Source organism: Leptospira sp. GIMC2001 (assembly GCF_028462125.1).
Classification (GTDB): Bacteria; Spirochaetota; Leptospiria; order Leptospirales; family Leptospiraceae.
The window spans coordinates 2,003,462-2,022,742 of record NZ_CP115468.1 but is presented as its reverse complement, the minus strand read 5'-3'; the positions used below and the strand labels follow the sequence as shown (position 1 = coordinate 2,022,742).

Here is a 19,281-nt window from a genome sequence, read left to right as displayed (position 1 = left end):
CGACTCGATGGGATCTGGCCTTATACAATATTTTTTAGACAAAAGTATTTTTGTTAATTTATTGACCATTCTAATACTAATGGTAGGTGCGTTTACGGCAACTACTATGAATCGGGAAGCATTTCCCAATATAGATTTCGATATAGTTTCTGTAACCACTATCTATCCGGGAGCATCGCCTGCGGATGTAGAAAAGCTAGTCACCAAACCATTGGAAGATGCAATTCTAGAAGTGGATGGACTCAAAGAATTCAGATCCGCATCACTCGAAAATCGTTCTGGAATCATAATCACAATAGATCCCAATGTGAGTGATACCGACAAAGTAGTAGATGATATCAAATCTGCTGTTGACCGTGTTACCGATCTTCCCGATGACGCAGAAGATCCTTTGGTAACCGAAATTACCACAGCAAGACAGCCTGTAATTGAATTGGATATTTCTGCAAATACAAAAGACGGCAAAGTTGTCCTCACGCAAAAAGAACTAAAAGATCGCGCAAAGATATTAGAAGAAAGGCTTAAGAACTTACCAGGCGTTGCTCGAATTGTAAAACGAGGTTGGAATGATGCAGAGATGCATGTTGATCTAAAGCCTGAAGTAATGAGTTTTCTTTCAATTTCAAGTACACAGATCGTTACAGCTCTGAAGAATAAAAATATAAATTTCCCTGGTGGAAACATTACAGGTTCGAACAAAGAAATTATCGTAAGAACGGTTGGGGAATTCGACAAACCAGAAGAAATCGAAAAAGTTTATATTCGTACCAATGATGCAAGTAGATCGATTCTTCTAAAAGATGTTGCTAAGGTTTCAGAAGATTTTGTGGAAAGTGAATACTTGGATAAAGCAAATGGCTTTACGACCATAGCTCTCACAGTTGTAAAAAGAGAAAAGGCGGATGCGATAACTGTCGTTGATGAGGCGAAAGCGATAGTAGATGATTTTCTATTGACCTATAAAGAAGATGTGAGTGTTGCATTCGTGAATGATCTATCCAAGTTCATTCGAAGAAGATTGGGAGTCTTGCTTTCTAATGCTGTTACTGGATTGATATTGGTTACTGCATCATTGTTTGTTTTCCTTGGTTGGAGAATGGCAATCATGACAGCTCTTGGGATTCCTATTTCCTTCGGAATGGCATTTATTGCTATGAACTACTTAGGTGTAACCTTGAATTTGATCTCCATGTTAGGTCTAATCATTGTTATTGGTATCATTGTAGATGATGCAATTATTATATGCGAAAACGTATATCGCTATATTGAGAAAGGTGTTCCAGCCTATGAAGCAGCACTAAGAGGAACAACAGAAGTAGTTGCACCGGTTACTGCAACCATCACAACAACGGTTGCTGCCTTTGCTCCGATGCTTTTTATGACAGGAATTTTCGGAAAATTCATCCGAGTGATTCCTTTGGTCGTAATCCTTTCTCTTGTATCATCTCTATTCGAAGCTCTGTTTATTCTACCATCCCATCTCTATGATATTAGTAAGAAATCCAATATGCAAGGTGAGATAAAGGAAGAAAGCGGAACCTTCCATAATTTCAAATCAAAGGTTTATCTACCTATCCTTGCGGTATCATTGCGTAATAAATACAAAACAGTTTTGATACTTGTGATGGTTTTGATATTCAGTTTAATTGTTCAAGTATTCCTTGGCAAATTCAAATTGTTCCCAGGTGCAATTGAGACTTTTCAAGTTAAAATTACCGGCGAAACAGGACTGAGTCTTGAAGCTATGGAAACTTTTACCAAGGCACTGGAAAAAGAAATCGACGCACTTGAGCCAGGCGAAGTAGAAAATTATATTACCCGTGTTGGAATCATACAAAAAGATCCGAACGATCCGTTCACAAAACGAGGCAAAAATTTCGCACAAATCATGGTTTATCTCACGCCCGATGATGACCGTGAACGATCAACCGAAGAAATTATAAATATAGTTCGTGATAAAACCGTTTATCTTTTGAATGAGAAAGCTCTGGCTCTGCGACTTGAAGCAGAAAACCGCGAAAGAGAAAACCTAAAGAAAAAAGGTAAAGAAGTTCCCGAAGCAGTGAGTTTTGATTTGGATGGACCAAAAGAGTTTTCCAATCTGCGTGGCCAGTTGGTGAATTTGGAATTTGAGAAGCTAGCCGGAGGACCACCTGTTGGTAAACCGATAGCAATTGAAATAAAGGGTGATGATTTTGCAACTCTTCAAGCGATTGCAAGTGAATACAAAGCTGTATTATCGCAAATAGAAGGCATTACTGATATCGGTGATGATTTCGTTGAAGGTAAAGATGAAGTTCGAGTGTATGTGGACGAGTCTCTTGCTTCATTTGCAGGTGTGTCTGTGATTCAAATTGCGACTGCCATCAATACCGCCTATCAAGGAACAGTGGCAACGAAGATCAAACGAGCAGATGAAGAAGTCGATGTGCGAGTTCGTTTTCCTCAGGCGTTTCGAAATTCTCTTGATTCTCTGAAGAATATATTTGTAAATAATCTAGCCGGTAACCTAATTCCAGTATCCAAACTCATTCGTTACGAAAGATCTCCAGGTAGAGCATCCATCAATCACTTAGATGGCAAAAGATTGATTACAGTCACAGCAAACTTGGACGAATCTGTAGTTACTCCGCGAGAAGCGAATGCAAAGGCGATTAAGCTTTCCAAAAATATCATTGATAAATTCCCTGGATACACTTCAAGATTTTCCGGAGAGAACAAAGATACAGAAGAATCTTTGGCGTCCCTCGGTCGGGCGTTCTTGGTTGGATTGCTAATTATCTTTATGATACTCGCATCACTATTCCGATCTATCCTCCAGCCATTTATTGTGATGAGTGCAATTCCTTTCTCGATTATAGGTGTGATCATTGCCTTTGCTTTTCATGGAGAATCGTTTTCTTTTCTCGCCTTCCTCGGTGTAGTGGGTCTTGCGGGAGTTGTGGTGAATGATTCAATTGTTCTCGTGGATTGTGCAAACGGAATTCGTAATGAACATCCAGAAAAATCAATCTATGAAATACTGATAGAAACTGGATCGATTCGATTGCGAGCCGTAGTACTCACTACCGTTACAACAGTTCTTGGCTTACTTCCAACTGCTTATGGAATTGGAGGTAAGGATCCCTTCTTGGTTCCGATGGCATTGGCTTTTGGATGGGGACTAGTCTTTGCATCGGTAATCACCTTGATAGTGGTTCCTGTTTTCTACCGAATCCTTTTTGATTCGAGAGTTGCCCTATCCAAATTGCTCGGCAGATTTAAAAAGACTTACACTGGATAAGCTGACAAAGTTTGAATGTATTCAGTGACTGCTTTCTTAAGTGGAGTCAGTTCATAGGTATAACCGGCTTTTTTGATCTTATCTGTAGTTGCGCATGTATAGTATTGGTATTTTTCGATCAAGGATTCAGGCATATCTATATATTCAATATTGATATCTCTTCCCATGGCAGTAAACATGGCAGCCGCTAGATCATTCCAAGATTCCGCAATTCCACGACCCACATTGTAGAGTCCTGGTCTATTCTCGAAGAGAAAATACAAACTGATTTTTGCTGCGTCAACAACATATAGAAAATCTCTTTTCTGTTCGCCATCTTTGTAGTCACTGCGGTGGCTCTTGAAAAGTTTCAATTTACCTGTTTTTAGAATTTGTTCATAGCCTTTTAGAACTAGGCTTCGCATATCAGCCTTATGAGCTTCACCATATCCGAATACATTAAAATACTTAAGTCCTGTAATCGATTTATGAATTCCGGTCTTTTCTGCATATAAATCAAACATATGTTTAGAATATCCGTACATATTCAATGGCTTCAAAGATGCAATCGGCTGATTGTCATCATAGCCATTCTCCCCTTCTCCATACGTTGCAGCACTGGATGCATAGACAAAAGGAATAGAATTCTTAACTGCGAGTTGCGCAAGAATTTTCGTATATTCATAATTATTACGAATCAAATATGTAGAATCCTGTTCTGTAGTTGCGGAGCATGCACCAAGATGAAGAATATGGCTAAAATTCTCAATAAATTGCGGTGATGATTTGCATTGATTTATAAAATCATCCTTCTCCATATAATCTAAATATTGCAAGCGAGTGAGATTTTTCCACTTCTCTGTTCTTGCCAGATGATCCACTATAAATATACGATCTTGTCCCTGTGCATTCAATTCGGATACACAAGCACTTCCAATCAGGCCAGCTCCACCAGTAACTAGAATCATTTTTTCTTTCATTTACGATCTAGGAAATATTTGAGGCCATAATTTGTCCACAGCTTCTATGGTCTTCGGATCAGGCTCGGTCACTGGAGGAAACCAAGTCTTGAGTCTTGCGTCAATGACTATTGGCGGGTTCTGGACAACATGATTTCTGAATATTTCATGTTTGGAATATATATCACCCGCAGGTTCAAATCGAGTAAAGACATACCAAATAAAATCGTGATCAGATCTGCATGCTTCATTAGAATCATCGGTAAGGATCACAAAAAGACAACCTTGAATAGCAGTCTCATCTAGCATTTTCTGTGGGATACCATCTCCGAGTGAATATTTTTTGGTATTTACGAGTAATACACCCGGTAGATAAAATCTAGGATTGGAAAATTCTGAATTTTGAAAGGATTTCTGCAATTCAGTCGCATATTGTTTTCCATGAGGCTCACCAACACCTAACATGATCATTTTGGAACCTTTATTGACTGTAGCACTTGTATAATCTAAGGTATCTTGGGAAATATTTGTAAGAATAAAAAGATCTGTTCTTGGATTGAAGCGATCCAATATGGTTTTGAATGTCTCTTTAAAATTTTTGAGATTTATAGATTCATTTGTGATGATCAGACATTTTGTAAGTGATAATTGTCCTTCACCTAAGATACGAAGTGCACCCATAAATGCTTCACGAGGATATCGTTCTTTTACGATTGCTGCTGCAAGTGAATGAACACCTGATTCTTCATAAGCCCACAAAGATTTGACTTGTGGCATAACAATGGGAAATACAGGCGAAAGCAAATCTTGTAAGTATTCAGCCAAATAGTGATCTTCTTGCGGCGGTCTTCCCACAACAGTTGCAGGCCAGATTGCATCATTTCTATGATAGATTCCATTCAATTTTAGAATTGGATAGTCGTGTTGAAGTGCATAGTAGCCGTAATGATCACCGAATGGACCTTCAGGATATCTCTCCTTGGGTGGAATGTAACCAGCCAAAGTTAAGTCTGCATCAGCTAGAAATGGCAACGGAGATAATTTAGTATTTTTGTATGTTCGAATCTTCTCACCTGCAAGAAGACTCGCAAGCACAGTTTCGGGTATTTCTTCGGGCAAAGGAGCTATGGCTGATATTGTCAAGGCAGGTGGGCCACCTACAACAACGTGAGCCGGCAATGATTGATTCATAGTTTCTGCTTCGTGATAGTGAAACCCACCGCCCCGATGGATCTGAATATGCATACCCACTGTATCTTTGGAATGCAATTGAATTCTATACATTCCCAAATTCGGTTTGCCCGTGATAGGACTTTGTGTATAAACTAAAGGGAGTGTGACAAAAGGTCCACCATCTAACGGCCAACTAACGAGCTGAGGAAGGATCGACGTATTTGCAGGTTGGATTTTGTTCTGCATAAGGGGCGGATTGGATACAGTTTTTAGCCCGAGTTTAAGCAATGTAAAAGCTATATCTCTGTAAGCCCATAGCTTTGATGGTTTCGGAGGAATGGCATTTTTTGCAAGATCTGCAACTCGTTTTACAAATTCTAAAGGCTTCATTCCAAATGCCAATTGGATTCGAGATTCGGATCCATAAAGATTGGTTGCCATAGGGAATTTACTTCCCTTCACATTATGAAATAATAAAGCAGGTCCTTTTCTTGCCACATTTCGCCGTTGGATTTCAGCTAGAACGAGATTGGGGTCAACCTCAATTTGAACATCAATGATTTCATTTTTGGAACGTAGAAGATTTACGAAGTCGCGAGTGGATCTTAAAGGTTTCATCTGGTTATTAGACTACAAAGAAAAACTTGTAAATTTTGGATAGCCACATAGTGTATATAAATCCAGAATTAGGTTTTTAACGGGCTGAAATTTAAGGGGCGGAAATGGCAGATAAGAAAGATAAAATTATTGACAAGAAAAGAATAGCAGTCTGCGGAGGAACCCTTGGTCGTGAGAACAAGTCCTATGTCCGGGGTCAAGTGGTCGATGTTGGGATTACGGATATCACTAAGGCTGAAGGAATCTGGGATCTTCTTACTGGTCTATTCCAAGGCGAAGAATCACATGTAACCCCATTTCTTGATTTCAGTTTAGCTCCTGTAAGAAAGCCCATTTTACGGATCGAAGTATATGATAGTAAAGAAGAATGCATCTATCGATCGGAACCAGTGATAGCGGATGAAGATGGATTTTTTTCTCATACTATTTCTAAGAAAATTACACCTGGTAAATATATTTTTGAGGTAAGTCTAGAGGGATTGGATTCTTATCGTCAATTTTCTAAGGATTTAGCTTTTCTCAATGCAAAGCGTGATTCCAAGCTTTCCAAAGCGAATGTTCTAGGCCGAGGACGCCTTAGGATTCTTCCTGAAGATTATTCCAATTACGTCATTACTTCAGATATTGATCAGACCTATCTTGCAACCGACTTACATAGTAAAGGTGGAAAACTTGCAGCTTTATTTGAGACAGCCGAACAAAAGCGAGCACTTGCTGGAATGCCAGAACTCTATCGCAGACTTCGTAAGGACCTAGATGACTCTCCCTTAATCTTTATATCTGCCAGTCCTCATTTTTTTAGAAGGACACTTTTTGCAACAGTCAAAAAGCATAATATAGAATTCGAATCCATTCACCTAAAGTATCTGGAAGGAACAATCAAAGGTGTATTGGACAAAGTAATGGGAACTACTTTTAATCCAAGTGACTTGCTTTCTGGTGGATTTCGTTCCGCACTGCTTCGTACGAAAAAATTTCTAGGTGCATCTTATCAGTCTTTGTTTGACCAAATGGCGTACAAACTGTCCATTCTCCTCCAGGCGAGAATCTATCTACCAACTGGTGCAAAAGAAATTCTCCTTGGAGACAACACAGAATCCGATTATATGATTTTTACTCTATATCAATTGATTCTCATGCAAGATTGGGAAGGAGATGAATTAGAGGAATATCTTTATAAATTGAATTTTCAAGGGCGAGATGCAATCACAAGAGATAATGCTCGTTATATAAGATCACTTGCCGAAGAGAATTGGAAGATTCATGGCAAAGTCAATCCGGTCTCTCTTGCCATTATCAATATTACCGATTACGGACCAGGTGAAAAGGAAATGCGTACACAAGTTACGCTTTCGTTACCTGGCGGAGGAATTCGTGCGGAAAAAACTCTAAAAGGAAAACCCGCTTTCTATGGAACGGAAGGTGCAATAGGAATGGCTATTCTTTTGCATCACCATGGATTTTTAGAATTTGAATCAATATTTCAAGTAACTTTGGAAATGGTGGGAGATTGGCACGAAGGCAAAGTTATCGATGATAAATATCTTATCAAAAGAACAAAGAGCCTAACTGTAACTGGGGAAGCTGAGGAAACGAAAAAAATTGTTGAGGAAGTTCTTGTTCGCGCGATGAGCGATATAAAGTAAGATTGAATTCTTCTAGTTCAATAAAATATTTATGTTCTTAACGCAAATTCTATAAATGAATTCGTCTAAAGTATATAGGGATACACTATGACACAGAAAATAAATATATCGATACCAGAAGAACAAAGAGAACAAATTGCGCAAGGACTTAAGAAATTATTAGCAGATACGTACACTTTGTATCTCAAGACACATAACTATCACTGGAATGTAACGGGTCCAATGTTCCAAACATTGCATATAATGTTTATGGAACAATACACAGAATTATGGAATTCGATTGATATGATTGCAGAAAGAATTAGATCTCTCGGACATTTTGCCCCAGGGTCTTACAAGGATTATACGAAACTTTCCAGCATCAAAGAAGAAGACGGAGTGCCGAAGGCAAAAGACATGATTCGGAACCTAGTTGTGGGTCACGAGCAGACAATCAAAACAGCAAGAGAAATTATTAGCCCAGCGGATGCTGGAAACGACGAATCAACTTTGGATTTGGTAACCCAAAGATTGACTGTTCATGAGAAGACAGCGTGGATGCTACGATCTTTGCTGGAAGAGGAATAGTTAGAAAATTACAGCCAATGTCCAGCGCCTGGAATGTACTTTTCGGGCATGGACACTTTGAAGAAATTCTTTTTCGAGGCAAAAATATTAAAATACAATATGTGACGTAGAGCTGCAATTCCGTCTTTCCAAGTAATCTTTTTACCTTCTAGGTAATTTCTTGGATAGTAAGAGATTGGATATTCTTGCACTCTGAGCTTAAGTCTTGCTAACTTCGCAGTTACTTCCGGCTCAAAACCAAATCGGTTAGATACTAGATTGATATTCTTGATGATGTCTGATTGGAAAATTTTATAACAGGTTTCCATATCGGATAGGTACATTCCTGAAAACATATTACTGAGTAATGTGAGAATACGATTTACGAGATAGTGAAAAGTTCTATGAACTTGCTTCACTTCTTTACGAAATCTTGACCCGAACACAACGTCCGCTTTTCCATCCAGAACAGGAACCAAAAGCGAAGGCAACTCTTCCATATCATATTCGAAATCCGCATCTTGGACAACCAAAACATCTCCGGTAGCTTCGTCAAAGCCACGTCTTAGTGCTGCACCTTTACCTTGATTTTTTTCTTGTTTTAGGATAAGGAATTTTGATTTGAATCTAAACGATTCCAATATGGAAAGAGAGTCATCTTTCGAACAATCATCTATAAAAACGAGTTCTTTGGAAGTCGGTAATTTTAAAGCGTCTACCTTTTCCAAAAAGTTCTGTAAGTGACCCGCTTCATTGTAAATAGGTATGATTAGAGATATAGTTTTTAGTTTAGATGAAGATTTAGATTTTTTTGCAGGTGCTTTCATGGTCGCCATATTTAGATATCATCCATTTTGAAGGGAGAAGCCATTGCGTAAATAAATAAACATTTTCTAAACCTATTGTATATTCGCATTATTTCAAAAAATCGTTTCCCTTAATATTCGATACAAATATTGTCCATAACCATTTTTCTTTAAAGGCTCAGCCAACTTTTCTAATTCTTCTGAAGAAATGTATTTTTTCCTAAAAGCAATCTCTTCCGGGCACGCTATTTTGAGTCCTTGTCTTCTTTCTACGGTTTCCACAAAACTTGACGCTTCAAGCAAAGATTCATGTGTACCCGTATCTAACCAAGCATAACCTCTACCCATAACTTGAACCTGTAAATTACCTTTTTCTAAATAAATTTTATTTAAATCTGTAATTTCTAATTCACCCCTATGAGAAGGTTTCACTGATTTGGCATAATCAACAACATTCTTATCATAGAAATAGAGACCTGTAACTGCATAATTGGATTTTGGAATTTTCGGTTTCTCTTCAATTGATACAGCAATCGAATTATTATCAAATTCAACTACACCGTATCTTTCAGGATCTGTAACATGATAAGCAAAAACAGATGCGCCCTCTTCTTTCGATACACTCGTCTGTAAAAGCTCTTCCATTCCTTGACCAAAAAAAATGTTATCACCAAGAATTAAAGCACAGGCTTCTCCACCATTCAAAAATTTTTCTCCAATTAAGAATGCTTGAGCTAAACCGTCAGGTGATGGCTGTATCTCATAGCTCAGGTTAATACCCCAGCTACTTCCATCACCTAACATTTCTTTAAACAAGGGTGTGGATTCAGGCGTAGAAATAATTAGAATATCTCGAATTCCAGATTCCATTAATGTAGATAGAGGATAATAGATCATTGGTTTGTCATAGATAGGAAGAAGTTGTTTACACACAACTTTAGTAACTGGATACAATCGTGTTCCAGAACCACCTGCTAAAATTATACCTTTGCGAATCATATCTTATCCTTAGTTCTTATATTGCATTTCATAGTAGCTTTTGTATTCTCCAGAAAGAATTTCTTTCCACCAATCTCCGTTTTTTATATACCATTCCACAGTTTCTTGAATTGCAGTTTCAAAAGAGTATTTAGGTTTCCATCCAAGTTGGTTTTCGATTTTGGATGGATCTATGGCGTATCGAAAATCATGTCCAGGTCTATCTTTTACAAATTGTATCAATTTTTTATGTGGAGCACCAGCTGGATGATACTTATCCATTAATGTACAGATCAATTCAACTATTTGTAAATTGTTCATTTCATTTCTAGTTCCAATATTGTATGTTTCTCCAGATACACCTTTCAACATAGCGAGATCAATAGCCGAACAATGATCTTTTACATACAACCAATCACGAATATTATCGCCTTTTCCATACACAGGAAGTGCTTTTCCTTGAAGACAATTTAGAATCATTAACGGTATTAACTTTTCAGGAAAATGAAATGGACCATAATTATTGGAACAATTGGTTGTGACAACAGGCATACCATAAGTATGAAAATAGGATCGAACCAAATGATCTGAGCCAGCTTTTGATGCCGAATAAGGAGAATTAGGTGCATACGAAGTAGTTTCTGAAAATGCTCCGTCTTCTCCTAGAGATCCGAATACTTCATCCGTTGAGACATGCAAAAATCTTGTAAGACTTCCTTGCTCATACTTCTTTCTTGCAAGTTCCAACATATAAAATGTTCCCATTACATTTGTACGAACAAATTCTTCCGGACCCGTTATGGAGCGGTCAACATGACTCTCAGCGGCAAAATGAGCGACTTCGTTAAAATCTAAATTTTCACAACTTGTATTTACAGCATTCTTGTCAGCGATATCAACTCTCAGAAAATCCAATCTTGAATCGTCCTTCCATCGATCCAAATTCTTGAGATTGCCAGCATAGGTCAGTTTATCAATTACGAAAAGTTTTACATCCTCGTAGCTTTCTAAAATATAGTGAACAAAATTGGATCCAATAAATCCAGCTCCGCCTGTTATTAGAATCTTTCTTGTAGTTGAATTCATTTATTTCATTCCTGGAAATTTAGCTAATCTTTTCATTTTTCGAATTAATTCTTTCGTTTGTTTTATATGCGATTGTAGATATCATTTAGATTGATGTATTGTAAATTATAAACTTTTTAAAGAATCGGAATCATTTTAAATATATAAATTGAAAATTTCAAAATGGACTTTTAAAATCTTTCCATGAAGTTAATATTTTATCTTTATCAGAAACTATTAAGTCCAATGATTCCATTCCCCATTCTATGCCTAAATCTGAATCATTGAACATAATTCCACCTTCATGTTCTTTTGAGTAATCATTTGTAACCTTATAAAGAAAATCAGTATCATCTTCAAGAGTTAGAAATCCATGTGCAAACCCAGTTGGAACCCAAAGCATAGAACAGTTTTTATCATTCAATTCCTCAGCAATCCATTTTCCATATGTAGGTGATTCTCTGCGAATATCAACTGCCACATCCAATACTGATCCCTTAGATACCCTGACTAACTTACCCTGATCAAACGGTGGTGATTGATAATGCAATCCTCGTAGAACGCCCTTCTTGGATCTTGAATGATTATCTTGGACAAAATGTATAGGTAAATTATTCTCTTGAAAAAATGACTGCTTATATGACTCTAGAAAAAAACCTCTGTCGTCCCCAAATCTTTTTGGAGTGATCAAGGCTAGACCCTCGATGAAATATCTTTTTATGATCATAGCTTACCAGAATTTGAAAAAGATATTGGATTGAAAAGGAAAAATTTCTATCTTTGAAAAGACTTCTTAAAACTTGTATCGTTTGTTACAATAATGATCCAAAAGTTATCCAAAAAACTATTGATTATTTTTTAGATCAAAATATTGATTCAGAACTCATTGTTGTTGATCATTCCCCTTCCAATTTTTTAGAAAAAACCGTTAGCCATTACAATTCAAAGACAGTAAGTTACTTCTTCAGAGGAAATATTAATAATGGCTATGGAGGTGGAAATAATTTTGGATTCGATCAAGGTGATGAATCTGAATATTTTCTTATTCTAAATCCAGACGTTTTTTTAATCAATAAATCTTTAGAAAAGTTAATTGATACAATTACAAAAAATGAATCTATCGGAATCATAGTTCCTAAAATTTTAAATGAAGACAGCACTATTCAAAAGCTAATGAAAGGTTATCCTACAGTGTTAGCACTTCTCGCTAGAAGATTTAAACTACTACAAAAAATTAAACTAATCAAGAAATCCTTAATTGAATATGAAATGGTTAATTTTAATTATAATGAAGCCTCAAATGTACAGATAGCCAGTGGATGTTTTATGCTAGTTCGATCGAAGGATTTTATCAAAGTAGGAAAATTTGATGAGAGATATTTTCTTTATTTTGAAGATTACGATCTATGTTTAAAAATATTAAAACTAAATAAATTAATTTATTATTATCCAGAGGTAGAAATTATTCATTTATGGAATAGAGGTGCGCATAAATCAATAAGACATTTTTATTTGTTCTTTAGAAGTATGATCCAATTTTTCAGTAAATGGGGCTGGAAATGGTATTAGGTATAATAGTTGCTTTCAATCCCGATATTCCAGAGTTATTGGAGGGTCTTATCTCACTTGTTGATCAAATCGATAGTTTAATAATTATTGATAACGGATCTAAATTAAATGTTCAAATAGAATTAGAAAATTCCTTCAAAAAATCTAAATTTAAAAATAAATTCAAAAAGATTGAAATTATATTCCAAAGATCAGAAGATAATTTAGGATTGGGAAGTGCACAAAACCTTGGTATACAATACGGATTAGAAAATAAATTTGATTATTTTCTATTTCTCGATGACGATTCTCAACTTCAAACAGGATCAATCGAGTTAATGCTTCAGGTTTTACAAACAAACAAAAAAGTAGGAATCGTCAGTCCCAATATCCTTCACGAGGATTCTGGTAAAATACAAAAATATTGGGTTAAAGAAAGAATTTTTTACAAAAGAAGGAATTTCATAAATGAACCTACTTTTGCTCAATATGATGATGTGCTGACTGTAATTAGCTCTGGTAGCTTGATACCCAGTCACATATTCAAGGAGTGTGGATACTTGAGGGAGGATTTTTTTATTGATTATATTGATATAGAATTTTGCCTAAGGATTCAAAGTTTCGGTTATAAAATTTGCGTTCTACGAGATGCCAAATTGAAACATAAATTAGGTGAATCTAAATCTATACAAATTCAAAAGTTTGCAATCTATCCAAGTAATCATTCCCCATTTCGAAGGTATTTTATGATTAGAAACAGAATTTGGACATGGAAAATATATTCCTTAGTCTTTCCGATATGGTTTACTATCGACTTTGGAAATTTTGTATTTGATAATTTCCGAGTTTTCTTTTTTGAAAGAAATAAATTAGAAAATTTAAAATTTTTTCTCAAAGGAATGTGGCATGGTATAAAATCAAAACAATAAAAAGGACGTAATTTTTCTTCTCAAACCATGCTGAAAAAAACCATATCGAAATTGAGTCTTTTTTCTTTGGAAATAATTTAAATTAGTTATTTTAATAAAATTTTCTAAAATTTCCTTCGAATCTAAACTCAATTCATTTCCAAATACAGATAAAAACGCTTTTGCCTGTTCTATTCGATCTAGATTTTCTTTTTTCCATTCTTTAATGTAATCTCTTATATTTGATATTTTGAATATTAATCTTTGCCAAGTAAAACCTGCTGCTCCTACTACGTTTGAACTATGCAAACGATAATTGATTGTAGATTTATAATCAGAAATGATGACTCCGTAAGTGCAAGCGATAAGAGAAATCCACCAGTCGTGCATTTTTGCACTGGGTGGTATTGAACCTATTTTAGAATATAAAGATGGATTGATCATTAACGTACAACCTGTTACAATCGGTTGGTTCAATAAACCAGCCAAATTGTGACTCAAATTAGGCTGCAAAGCCATTCGGCTCCAAAAATTTCCTTGAATAGTTTTACTATTTGAATCAATTAAAGAAAGATTGGAATGATAGAGAACCGGAACTTCACTACCAATCTCCGCTTCTGTTTTCTGAATAGAATTTAAAGCAACTTCTAACTTATCTGGAAGCCATTCATCATCTTGATCACAAAATGCCATATAAGAATTCTGAAAATTGTTCTTTGTTAATAACTCATTAAAACTCTGACAGGAACCTATGTTTTTTCCTTTTTCTAAATGTATTGGTAATTTGCTTTTCCATTGCTCAATTATTTTGATCGTTGAATCAGATGATCCATCATCTCGAATGAAAAGCTGAAAAGGAATTGTCTGCAACCTAAGGCTCTCCAATTGCTTTTCTAAGTATCGCTCACCGTTGTAAGTTGAAAGCAAAATAGAAATATTAGCAAGATCTTTAACTTTTTTTTTCAATTGCTAATTCTTAATTCTGAAGACTTTTTTAAACCCATAAACTATAAAATGAATAATTCCTCGATCGCGAATAAATTTTACTAAAAGTTTAATATATGGCACATCCAATTTCCTTTGCTTACCTAAGTTATTTATAGATTCTGACCATATATTCTTTTGATTATTATTTAAGGCTAAAATTTGCAATGCAGCTTTTAACCAAGAAAAATTAGACCTTACGAAGGTATAACAATTATTAGAGTAGATCAAGAGTAATTCGCGATTTTTTTCAACTTCTTCAATAAAATGTACAATTTCAAAAACATTAGAAAAATTAAAAATACTGACTTCAGGATGAGCTCCTGTATCGAACACTATACTTAAAGTTCCTAAGGCTTGAGCTTCAAGCAAAGGTAGGTTAAAACCTTCCCATAATGAAGTTGAAATAAAAATATCTAGACCTCTCAAATAATTTATTTTCTCTTCTTCACTGAGATTTACCCTTACTTGAATACCGGAATCGATTAGAGTTTTAGCATCTGATAGCTTACCATGACCACAAAAATGAAATTCAAATTTATTAGAATCCAATGATTTCGCGATCTCAATAAAGTATTTAATACCTTTGTATTCATTCTCACTCTCACCGACGCGACCAAGCATTCCAATTTTTAACTTATCAGCCGACACTGATTTTTTAAAACCAAGGTCAGGAACATTTTCAACACCATGATGTATATTTATAGAATCTTTATACCCTACATCTGCTTTTATAAATTCAGATATTGTTATGATTCGATCAGCATATTTAGCACTCTCTCTTCGAATTAAATATTGCTTCTTTATAAATTCTTTTATTTGTTTATTGCTAAATAGCTCAGGAGTCGGATCTCCATGATCATGCATAATCACGGTAATGTTCTCGAACCTCTTCTTAATCGCTGGGATATATTCCCAAAAAGGATAAGTATGAATATAAATAAAATTAGGTTGAATTCGCTCTATTAATTCTAAAACAGATTTTTCTTCTTCGATAACCATATTAATTTTTTCAGAATGTATATCCGATATGACACAGCCGACGGTAACATCATATCCGATACTTTCCCATACAGCAGCTAGCTGTTTAATTACTAAATCTACTCCAAATCCTTGAGCAGCCAAACGAACTGCAAATACTAGAATCTTCATATGGTTAAACCGTACTTAATGAAATTATTCCACTTTCTTACCAATCTCTTCCGATCACTGGAATCTTCTTCACCCTTCACACGAGTACCATTCTCAAAATGATAAATTGTTCCAAAATTTGTTAATATAATTTTATAACCTAACCTTTTTATTTTCATACAAAGATCAATGTCTTGTCCTTCTTTATTGTAAAACTCATCAAATCCCTGCACTTTTTCAAATAAAGACCATTTGATCATAAGAAATGCTCCAGTTACTGCAGCAAACGGAGTTAATTCTTTATAATGTTTTATAGATTCTATCTTTTCATTTCCATTTTTATGATAAGGAAAAAATCCATCCATTCTCTCATCATAGTAAAAATCAATTCCAGCATGTTGTATTCGCTTATTTTCAAATAATAATACTGGACCTGCTATTCCTAATTTTTTATCAATGTTCAGAGAATTATATATATTGAATAAGGAATCTGATTTTTCCAATAAAGTATCATTATTTAAAAATAGTATAGTATCATACTTTGCATAATTATAAGCAAGATAGTTATTGTTTTTAGAAAAATGATATTTAAGATTCCTAACTACGATAAAATTTTCCTTTAATTTATCATAGTACTCCAATACTTGTGTATTAGAAGAACCAGTGTCACCTATAATTACTTCAAAAGAAATATGTTTATCATTAAATATAGCATTCTGTCTATCCAAACATTCTAATAAAGGAATAATAAAATTCGGTTTATCCAAATTAAGAATTACAATGGATAATCCGATAATTTTACTTGAATACTCTAGATTCCGATCATTTTCGATTTCTTTAACGCGATCTAAATTGCTAATATCATAAATATTTTTCATTTTAATTTTTGGATTCCAGTTTATATTTTTTTGTGTGTTTCTTATAGCCGAAAAAATATAAAAAAGTTAATATTTTATAAGGATTTAATAAATAACTTCCTATTCGAAATGAAGCAGAAGTTCTCATTTCTTCCAATTTGTTTTCTAAATCTTTATTCTTATCTAAGAGTTCAATTAATTCTGTTGATAAATACTTTTTAAAAATTTCATTTCTATCTGCCAAAAACTGTTCATCATCTGAATTAGAAGAAAGACCGTTCAACGAATAGTAAGCTATTGGCATTCCGATATAATTTTTGCGAATTTTATCATCAGCAAAGCATTTAAAATTTACAATCCAATCTGCCAAAACCTTGTATGAAGTATCAAAAGAACCTAATTTTAATAAAATATTTCTTTTTACGAAAATAGCTTGATGACAGATATTCCTTTGAAATAATTTAGATTCAGTAAATTTACCATCATAGAACCTTCCTGAATCACCCCACTGAACATCACCATAGAGAAAGTCAAAATTGTTTATGAGATCTGATAAAAATATTTTTGAAAATATACTTTTGCTTAATAAGCGATCGTCTGCACCTAAAAAATAAACCCAATCTCCTTTAGCTAGTTTTAAACCATAATTCATAGCATCATAAATACCTTTATCTGCTTTAGAAATAAATTTAATTCGATTATTTCGTTTTTGATAACTTTTAACAATATTTGCAGTATTATCAGTAGATTTGTTATCGATAATTAAATGTTCATAATCTTTGAATGTTTGAACTGCGATGCTATTAATACATTTCTCAATATGTTTTTCTTCATTAAATGTTGGAGTAATTATTGAAATTTTCATATTACGAATTTACAATTTACAAAAAGGTAAAACTTTCGTAATTGAATATAATTTCGATGATTCTTCATCTACGAGCAAATTTGAATTTTTTTCAAGTTCCTTCGCAATACCAAGTATAAAATCAGAATATCCAGATCCCGCTACTTCATCCAATCTTTCTTTTTGAATCGAACTCACATTATTCTTAAGTACAAAATACAACTTATCCTCAGATTTGTTCAATTCACAAACCTGTTCTTTATTCTTAGGCGATGAATAAGGGACAATATAAGAAATCGGAGTTTTCAATTCAAATAAATGCGGCATATAAATTTCATTTTCTACACCTAGAGGAATCCAAATTTTATTTATTTCAGAATCCGCCATATATTTCATAATGCGATACTCTGGAAAACTTTTAGACATAAAAACTTCTTCCGTTACATCCCCCCGAAAAAATTCAAATGCAAGACTATTTTTAAACTTTTGAATCAGATTATCGCTCATCCCATAAAAACATAATAGACATATAATTAAAATTATTATAGAATTTTTTAAAGATTTTGTAATATCAGCAGCTAAGGCAGAGAATGCAAATGTCATTGAAGAAAGAAAAAGTAAATAAGCACTGATTCCAAATCGAGAACTATTGAAAATCATAAAATACCAAATTATAAAATGAATAAAACTCAATAAAATTAAAATTCGAAATATTCTATTTTTCACAATAATAATCGAAAATACTGTGATCGAACTCAAAAATATTCCAAATGAAGACAAGAACATTTGATTAATCGCAGAAAACAAATCTATCCAAGAGTTTAACTCTAGGAATTCTCTTCTAAAAAACCTATGGCTGATATCAAATGATTTGGTCTGTTCTATCATTAGGTCTGCCATCCATTGATCGGATAAACCTGGATGTCCAAATATGTATGGATATATTGGATTTAAAAACAGTATCAAATTCTTAATATACCAGGGGCCTATTACAATTGAAAAACCAAATAGAAAATAAAGAATTCCTTTTCCATTTCTTTTGGGATTTTCATAATAAAGGAACAATAAAATAATAAAACCAAATAACATAGGAATCATACCTAAGTATTTACTTGCCACATCTCCACCAAGACAAACGCCAGATATCAAGAATAACAATAAAGACTTTGGCTTAATATTATAAATAAGAACAATAAGACCTCCAACACCTAAGCAAGCTCGGGTGGTATCTACCATTCCAGTTAGAGCACCTGATAAAAATAAATTATCAGAAAAAATTAAAAAAATTGGGATCAAGCATATATAATAATATCGCTTCTTTGGAACTAAATTAATTATCATTACCAAGAAACTTATAAATATGAAATAGTTGATAGCATGCGAAATCCGATAATCTGTTTCCAATAAAAAACCCATTGCGAAAAGGAAATCCGCAAAAGCTGGTTGATTTGCATAATATGGATGCACATGAAGGGGTAGATTAAATCCACCTTCCATAGCTATTTTTTTTGCTATTGGTAAATGATAAAAGAAAATATCAATATTTATTGATGGTTCTAAAATTCGAACTAGATGAAGTATAATTACAATAAAAAATACTGAAAAGCATATAATTTTCGTTATATTATGAAAATTCCAATTTATAGTATTTAATTTTTTAAAATTAAATAAATAATGTATAATTGAGCTAAACCGTTTCCGATTTAATAAAAAAATCAAAAACCAACAAGCTAGAAAAATCCAAATAGAAAATAATTGTAGCCAAGCAAGATATTGCATAACTACACCAAGAAAAGGAATTGAAACAAAAACTAATATAGAATTATTTATCTTACCATCCCGTACATCATTATAAAAATAATTATAAGCTAACGAATAGATCAGAAGGTATCCAGTTAGAGATATAAAAATTACTTTAAATAAGAGATTAAATAAAATTAATGAACCCATTTACTT

16 protein-coding genes are annotated in these 19,281 nt (G+C 34.1%); 5 read left to right on the top strand and 11 right to left on the bottom strand.

Translation table 11 applies throughout. From position 1 onward, the window contains the following. Window positions 1-7: 7 nt before the first annotated feature. Window positions 8-3,283: an efflux RND transporter permease subunit gene (locus tag O4O04_RS10900; RefSeq protein WP_272531704.1), complete on the top strand. Its 3,276-nt coding sequence runs from the start codon at window positions 8-10 to the stop codon at window positions 3,281-3,283. Here the strand turns inward: O4O04_RS10900 and rfaD are convergent. Together rfaD and O4O04_RS10890 are read right to left on the bottom strand one after the other, a co-directional pair. Beyond that, window positions 3,271-4,242 (bottom strand): ADP-glyceromanno-heptose 6-epimerase, encoded by a 972-nt coding sequence (rfaD, locus tag O4O04_RS10895; protein WP_272531703.1) that lies wholly within the window; start codon window positions 4,240-4,242, stop codon window positions 3,271-3,273. The two genes, O4O04_RS10900 and rfaD, sit on opposite strands and share 13 nt — an antisense overlap. Then, window positions 4,243-6,012 carry a UbiD family decarboxylase gene (locus O4O04_RS10890; protein ID WP_272531701.1) on the bottom strand — a complete coding sequence of 590 codons (1,770 nt, stop codon included), beginning with the start codon at window positions 6,010-6,012 and terminating at the stop codon, window positions 4,243-4,245. A 104-nt stretch (window positions 6,013-6,116) separates the two neighbouring features. Here O4O04_RS10890 and O4O04_RS10885 point away from each other — a divergent pair, with 104 nt between their 5' ends. Further along, complete coding sequence (locus O4O04_RS10885; RefSeq protein ID WP_272531700.1) at window positions 6,117-7,658, top strand: phosphatase domain-containing protein; 1,542 nt, start codon at window positions 6,117-6,119, stop codon at window positions 7,656-7,658. 87 nt (window positions 7,659-7,745) lie between these two features. Next, window positions 7,746-8,225, top strand: a complete 480-nt coding sequence (locus tag O4O04_RS10880) for a Dps family protein (RefSeq protein ID WP_272531699.1) — start codon at window positions 7,746-7,748, stop codon at window positions 8,223-8,225. 8 nt (window positions 8,226-8,233) lie between these two features. Here the strand turns inward: O4O04_RS10880 and O4O04_RS10875 are convergent, their stop codons facing one another. From O4O04_RS10875 to rfbC, 4 genes are all read right to left on the bottom strand, one after another. Beyond that, window positions 8,234-9,031, bottom strand: coding sequence for a glycosyltransferase family 2 protein (locus O4O04_RS10875; protein ID WP_272536074.1), 798 nt, complete (start codon window positions 9,029-9,031; stop codon window positions 8,234-8,236). A gap of 93 nt (window positions 9,032-9,124) precedes the next feature. Continuing rightward, window positions 9,125-10,009 (bottom strand): glucose-1-phosphate thymidylyltransferase RfbA, encoded by an 885-nt coding sequence (gene rfbA / locus O4O04_RS10870; RefSeq protein ID WP_272535996.1) that lies wholly within the window; start codon window positions 10,007-10,009, stop codon window positions 9,125-9,127. 9 nt (window positions 10,010-10,018) lie between these two features. Continuing rightward, the gene (gene rfbB, locus O4O04_RS10865) at window positions 10,019-11,074 is read right to left on the bottom strand and encodes a dTDP-glucose 4,6-dehydratase (RefSeq protein ID WP_272535995.1); all 1,056 of its coding nucleotides are present in this window, start codon (window positions 11,072-11,074) and stop codon (window positions 10,019-10,021) included. A 157-nt stretch (window positions 11,075-11,231) separates the two neighbouring features. Further along, on the bottom strand, window positions 11,232-11,780 hold the full coding sequence (gene rfbC, locus O4O04_RS10860; RefSeq protein WP_272535994.1) for a dTDP-4-dehydrorhamnose 3,5-epimerase: 549 nt from the start codon (window positions 11,778-11,780) through the stop codon (window positions 11,232-11,234). A 53-nt stretch (window positions 11,781-11,833) separates the two neighbouring features. Between rfbC and O4O04_RS10855 the strand changes: the two genes are divergently transcribed. Then, complete coding sequence (locus tag O4O04_RS10855) at window positions 11,834-12,622, top strand: glycosyltransferase (protein ID WP_272535992.1); 789 nt, start codon at window positions 11,834-11,836, stop codon at window positions 12,620-12,622. Then, window positions 12,613-13,530 carry a glycosyltransferase family 2 protein gene (locus O4O04_RS10850; protein WP_272535991.1) on the top strand — a complete coding sequence of 306 codons (918 nt, stop codon included), beginning with the start codon at window positions 12,613-12,615 and terminating at the stop codon, window positions 13,528-13,530. The genes O4O04_RS10855 and O4O04_RS10850 overlap by 10 nt, the downstream gene beginning before the upstream one ends. On the opposite strand, the gene O4O04_RS10845 is transcribed toward O4O04_RS10850, so the two are convergent. The 5 genes from O4O04_RS10845 to O4O04_RS10825 are packed head-to-tail and all read right to left on the bottom strand — an operon-like array spanning window position 13,519 to window position 19,275. After that, complete coding sequence (locus tag O4O04_RS10845; RefSeq protein WP_272535989.1) at window positions 13,519-14,475, bottom strand: glycosyltransferase family 2 protein; 957 nt, start codon at window positions 14,473-14,475, stop codon at window positions 13,519-13,521. The genes O4O04_RS10850 and O4O04_RS10845 overlap by 12 nt on opposite strands. 3 nt (window positions 14,476-14,478) lie before the next feature. Next, window positions 14,479-15,645: a glycosyltransferase family 4 protein gene (locus O4O04_RS10840; RefSeq protein ID WP_272535988.1), complete on the bottom strand. Its 1,167-nt coding sequence runs from the start codon at window positions 15,643-15,645 to the stop codon at window positions 14,479-14,481. Then, window positions 15,642-16,502 carry a glycosyltransferase gene (locus tag O4O04_RS10835; RefSeq protein WP_272535987.1) on the bottom strand — a complete coding sequence of 287 codons (861 nt, stop codon included), beginning with the start codon at window positions 16,500-16,502 and terminating at the stop codon, window positions 15,642-15,644. Before O4O04_RS10835 ends, O4O04_RS10840 begins: the two co-directional genes overlap by 4 nt. A gap of 1 nt (window position 16,503) precedes the next feature. Then, window positions 16,504-17,346 (bottom strand): glycosyltransferase family 2 protein, encoded by an 843-nt coding sequence (locus O4O04_RS10830; RefSeq protein ID WP_272535985.1) that lies wholly within the window; start codon window positions 17,344-17,346, stop codon window positions 16,504-16,506. A 9-nt stretch (window positions 17,347-17,355) separates the two neighbouring features. Beyond that, window positions 17,356-19,275, bottom strand: coding sequence for a hypothetical protein (locus tag O4O04_RS10825; protein WP_272535984.1), 1,920 nt, complete (start codon window positions 19,273-19,275; stop codon window positions 17,356-17,358). Window positions 19,276-19,281: the final 6 nt, after the last annotated feature.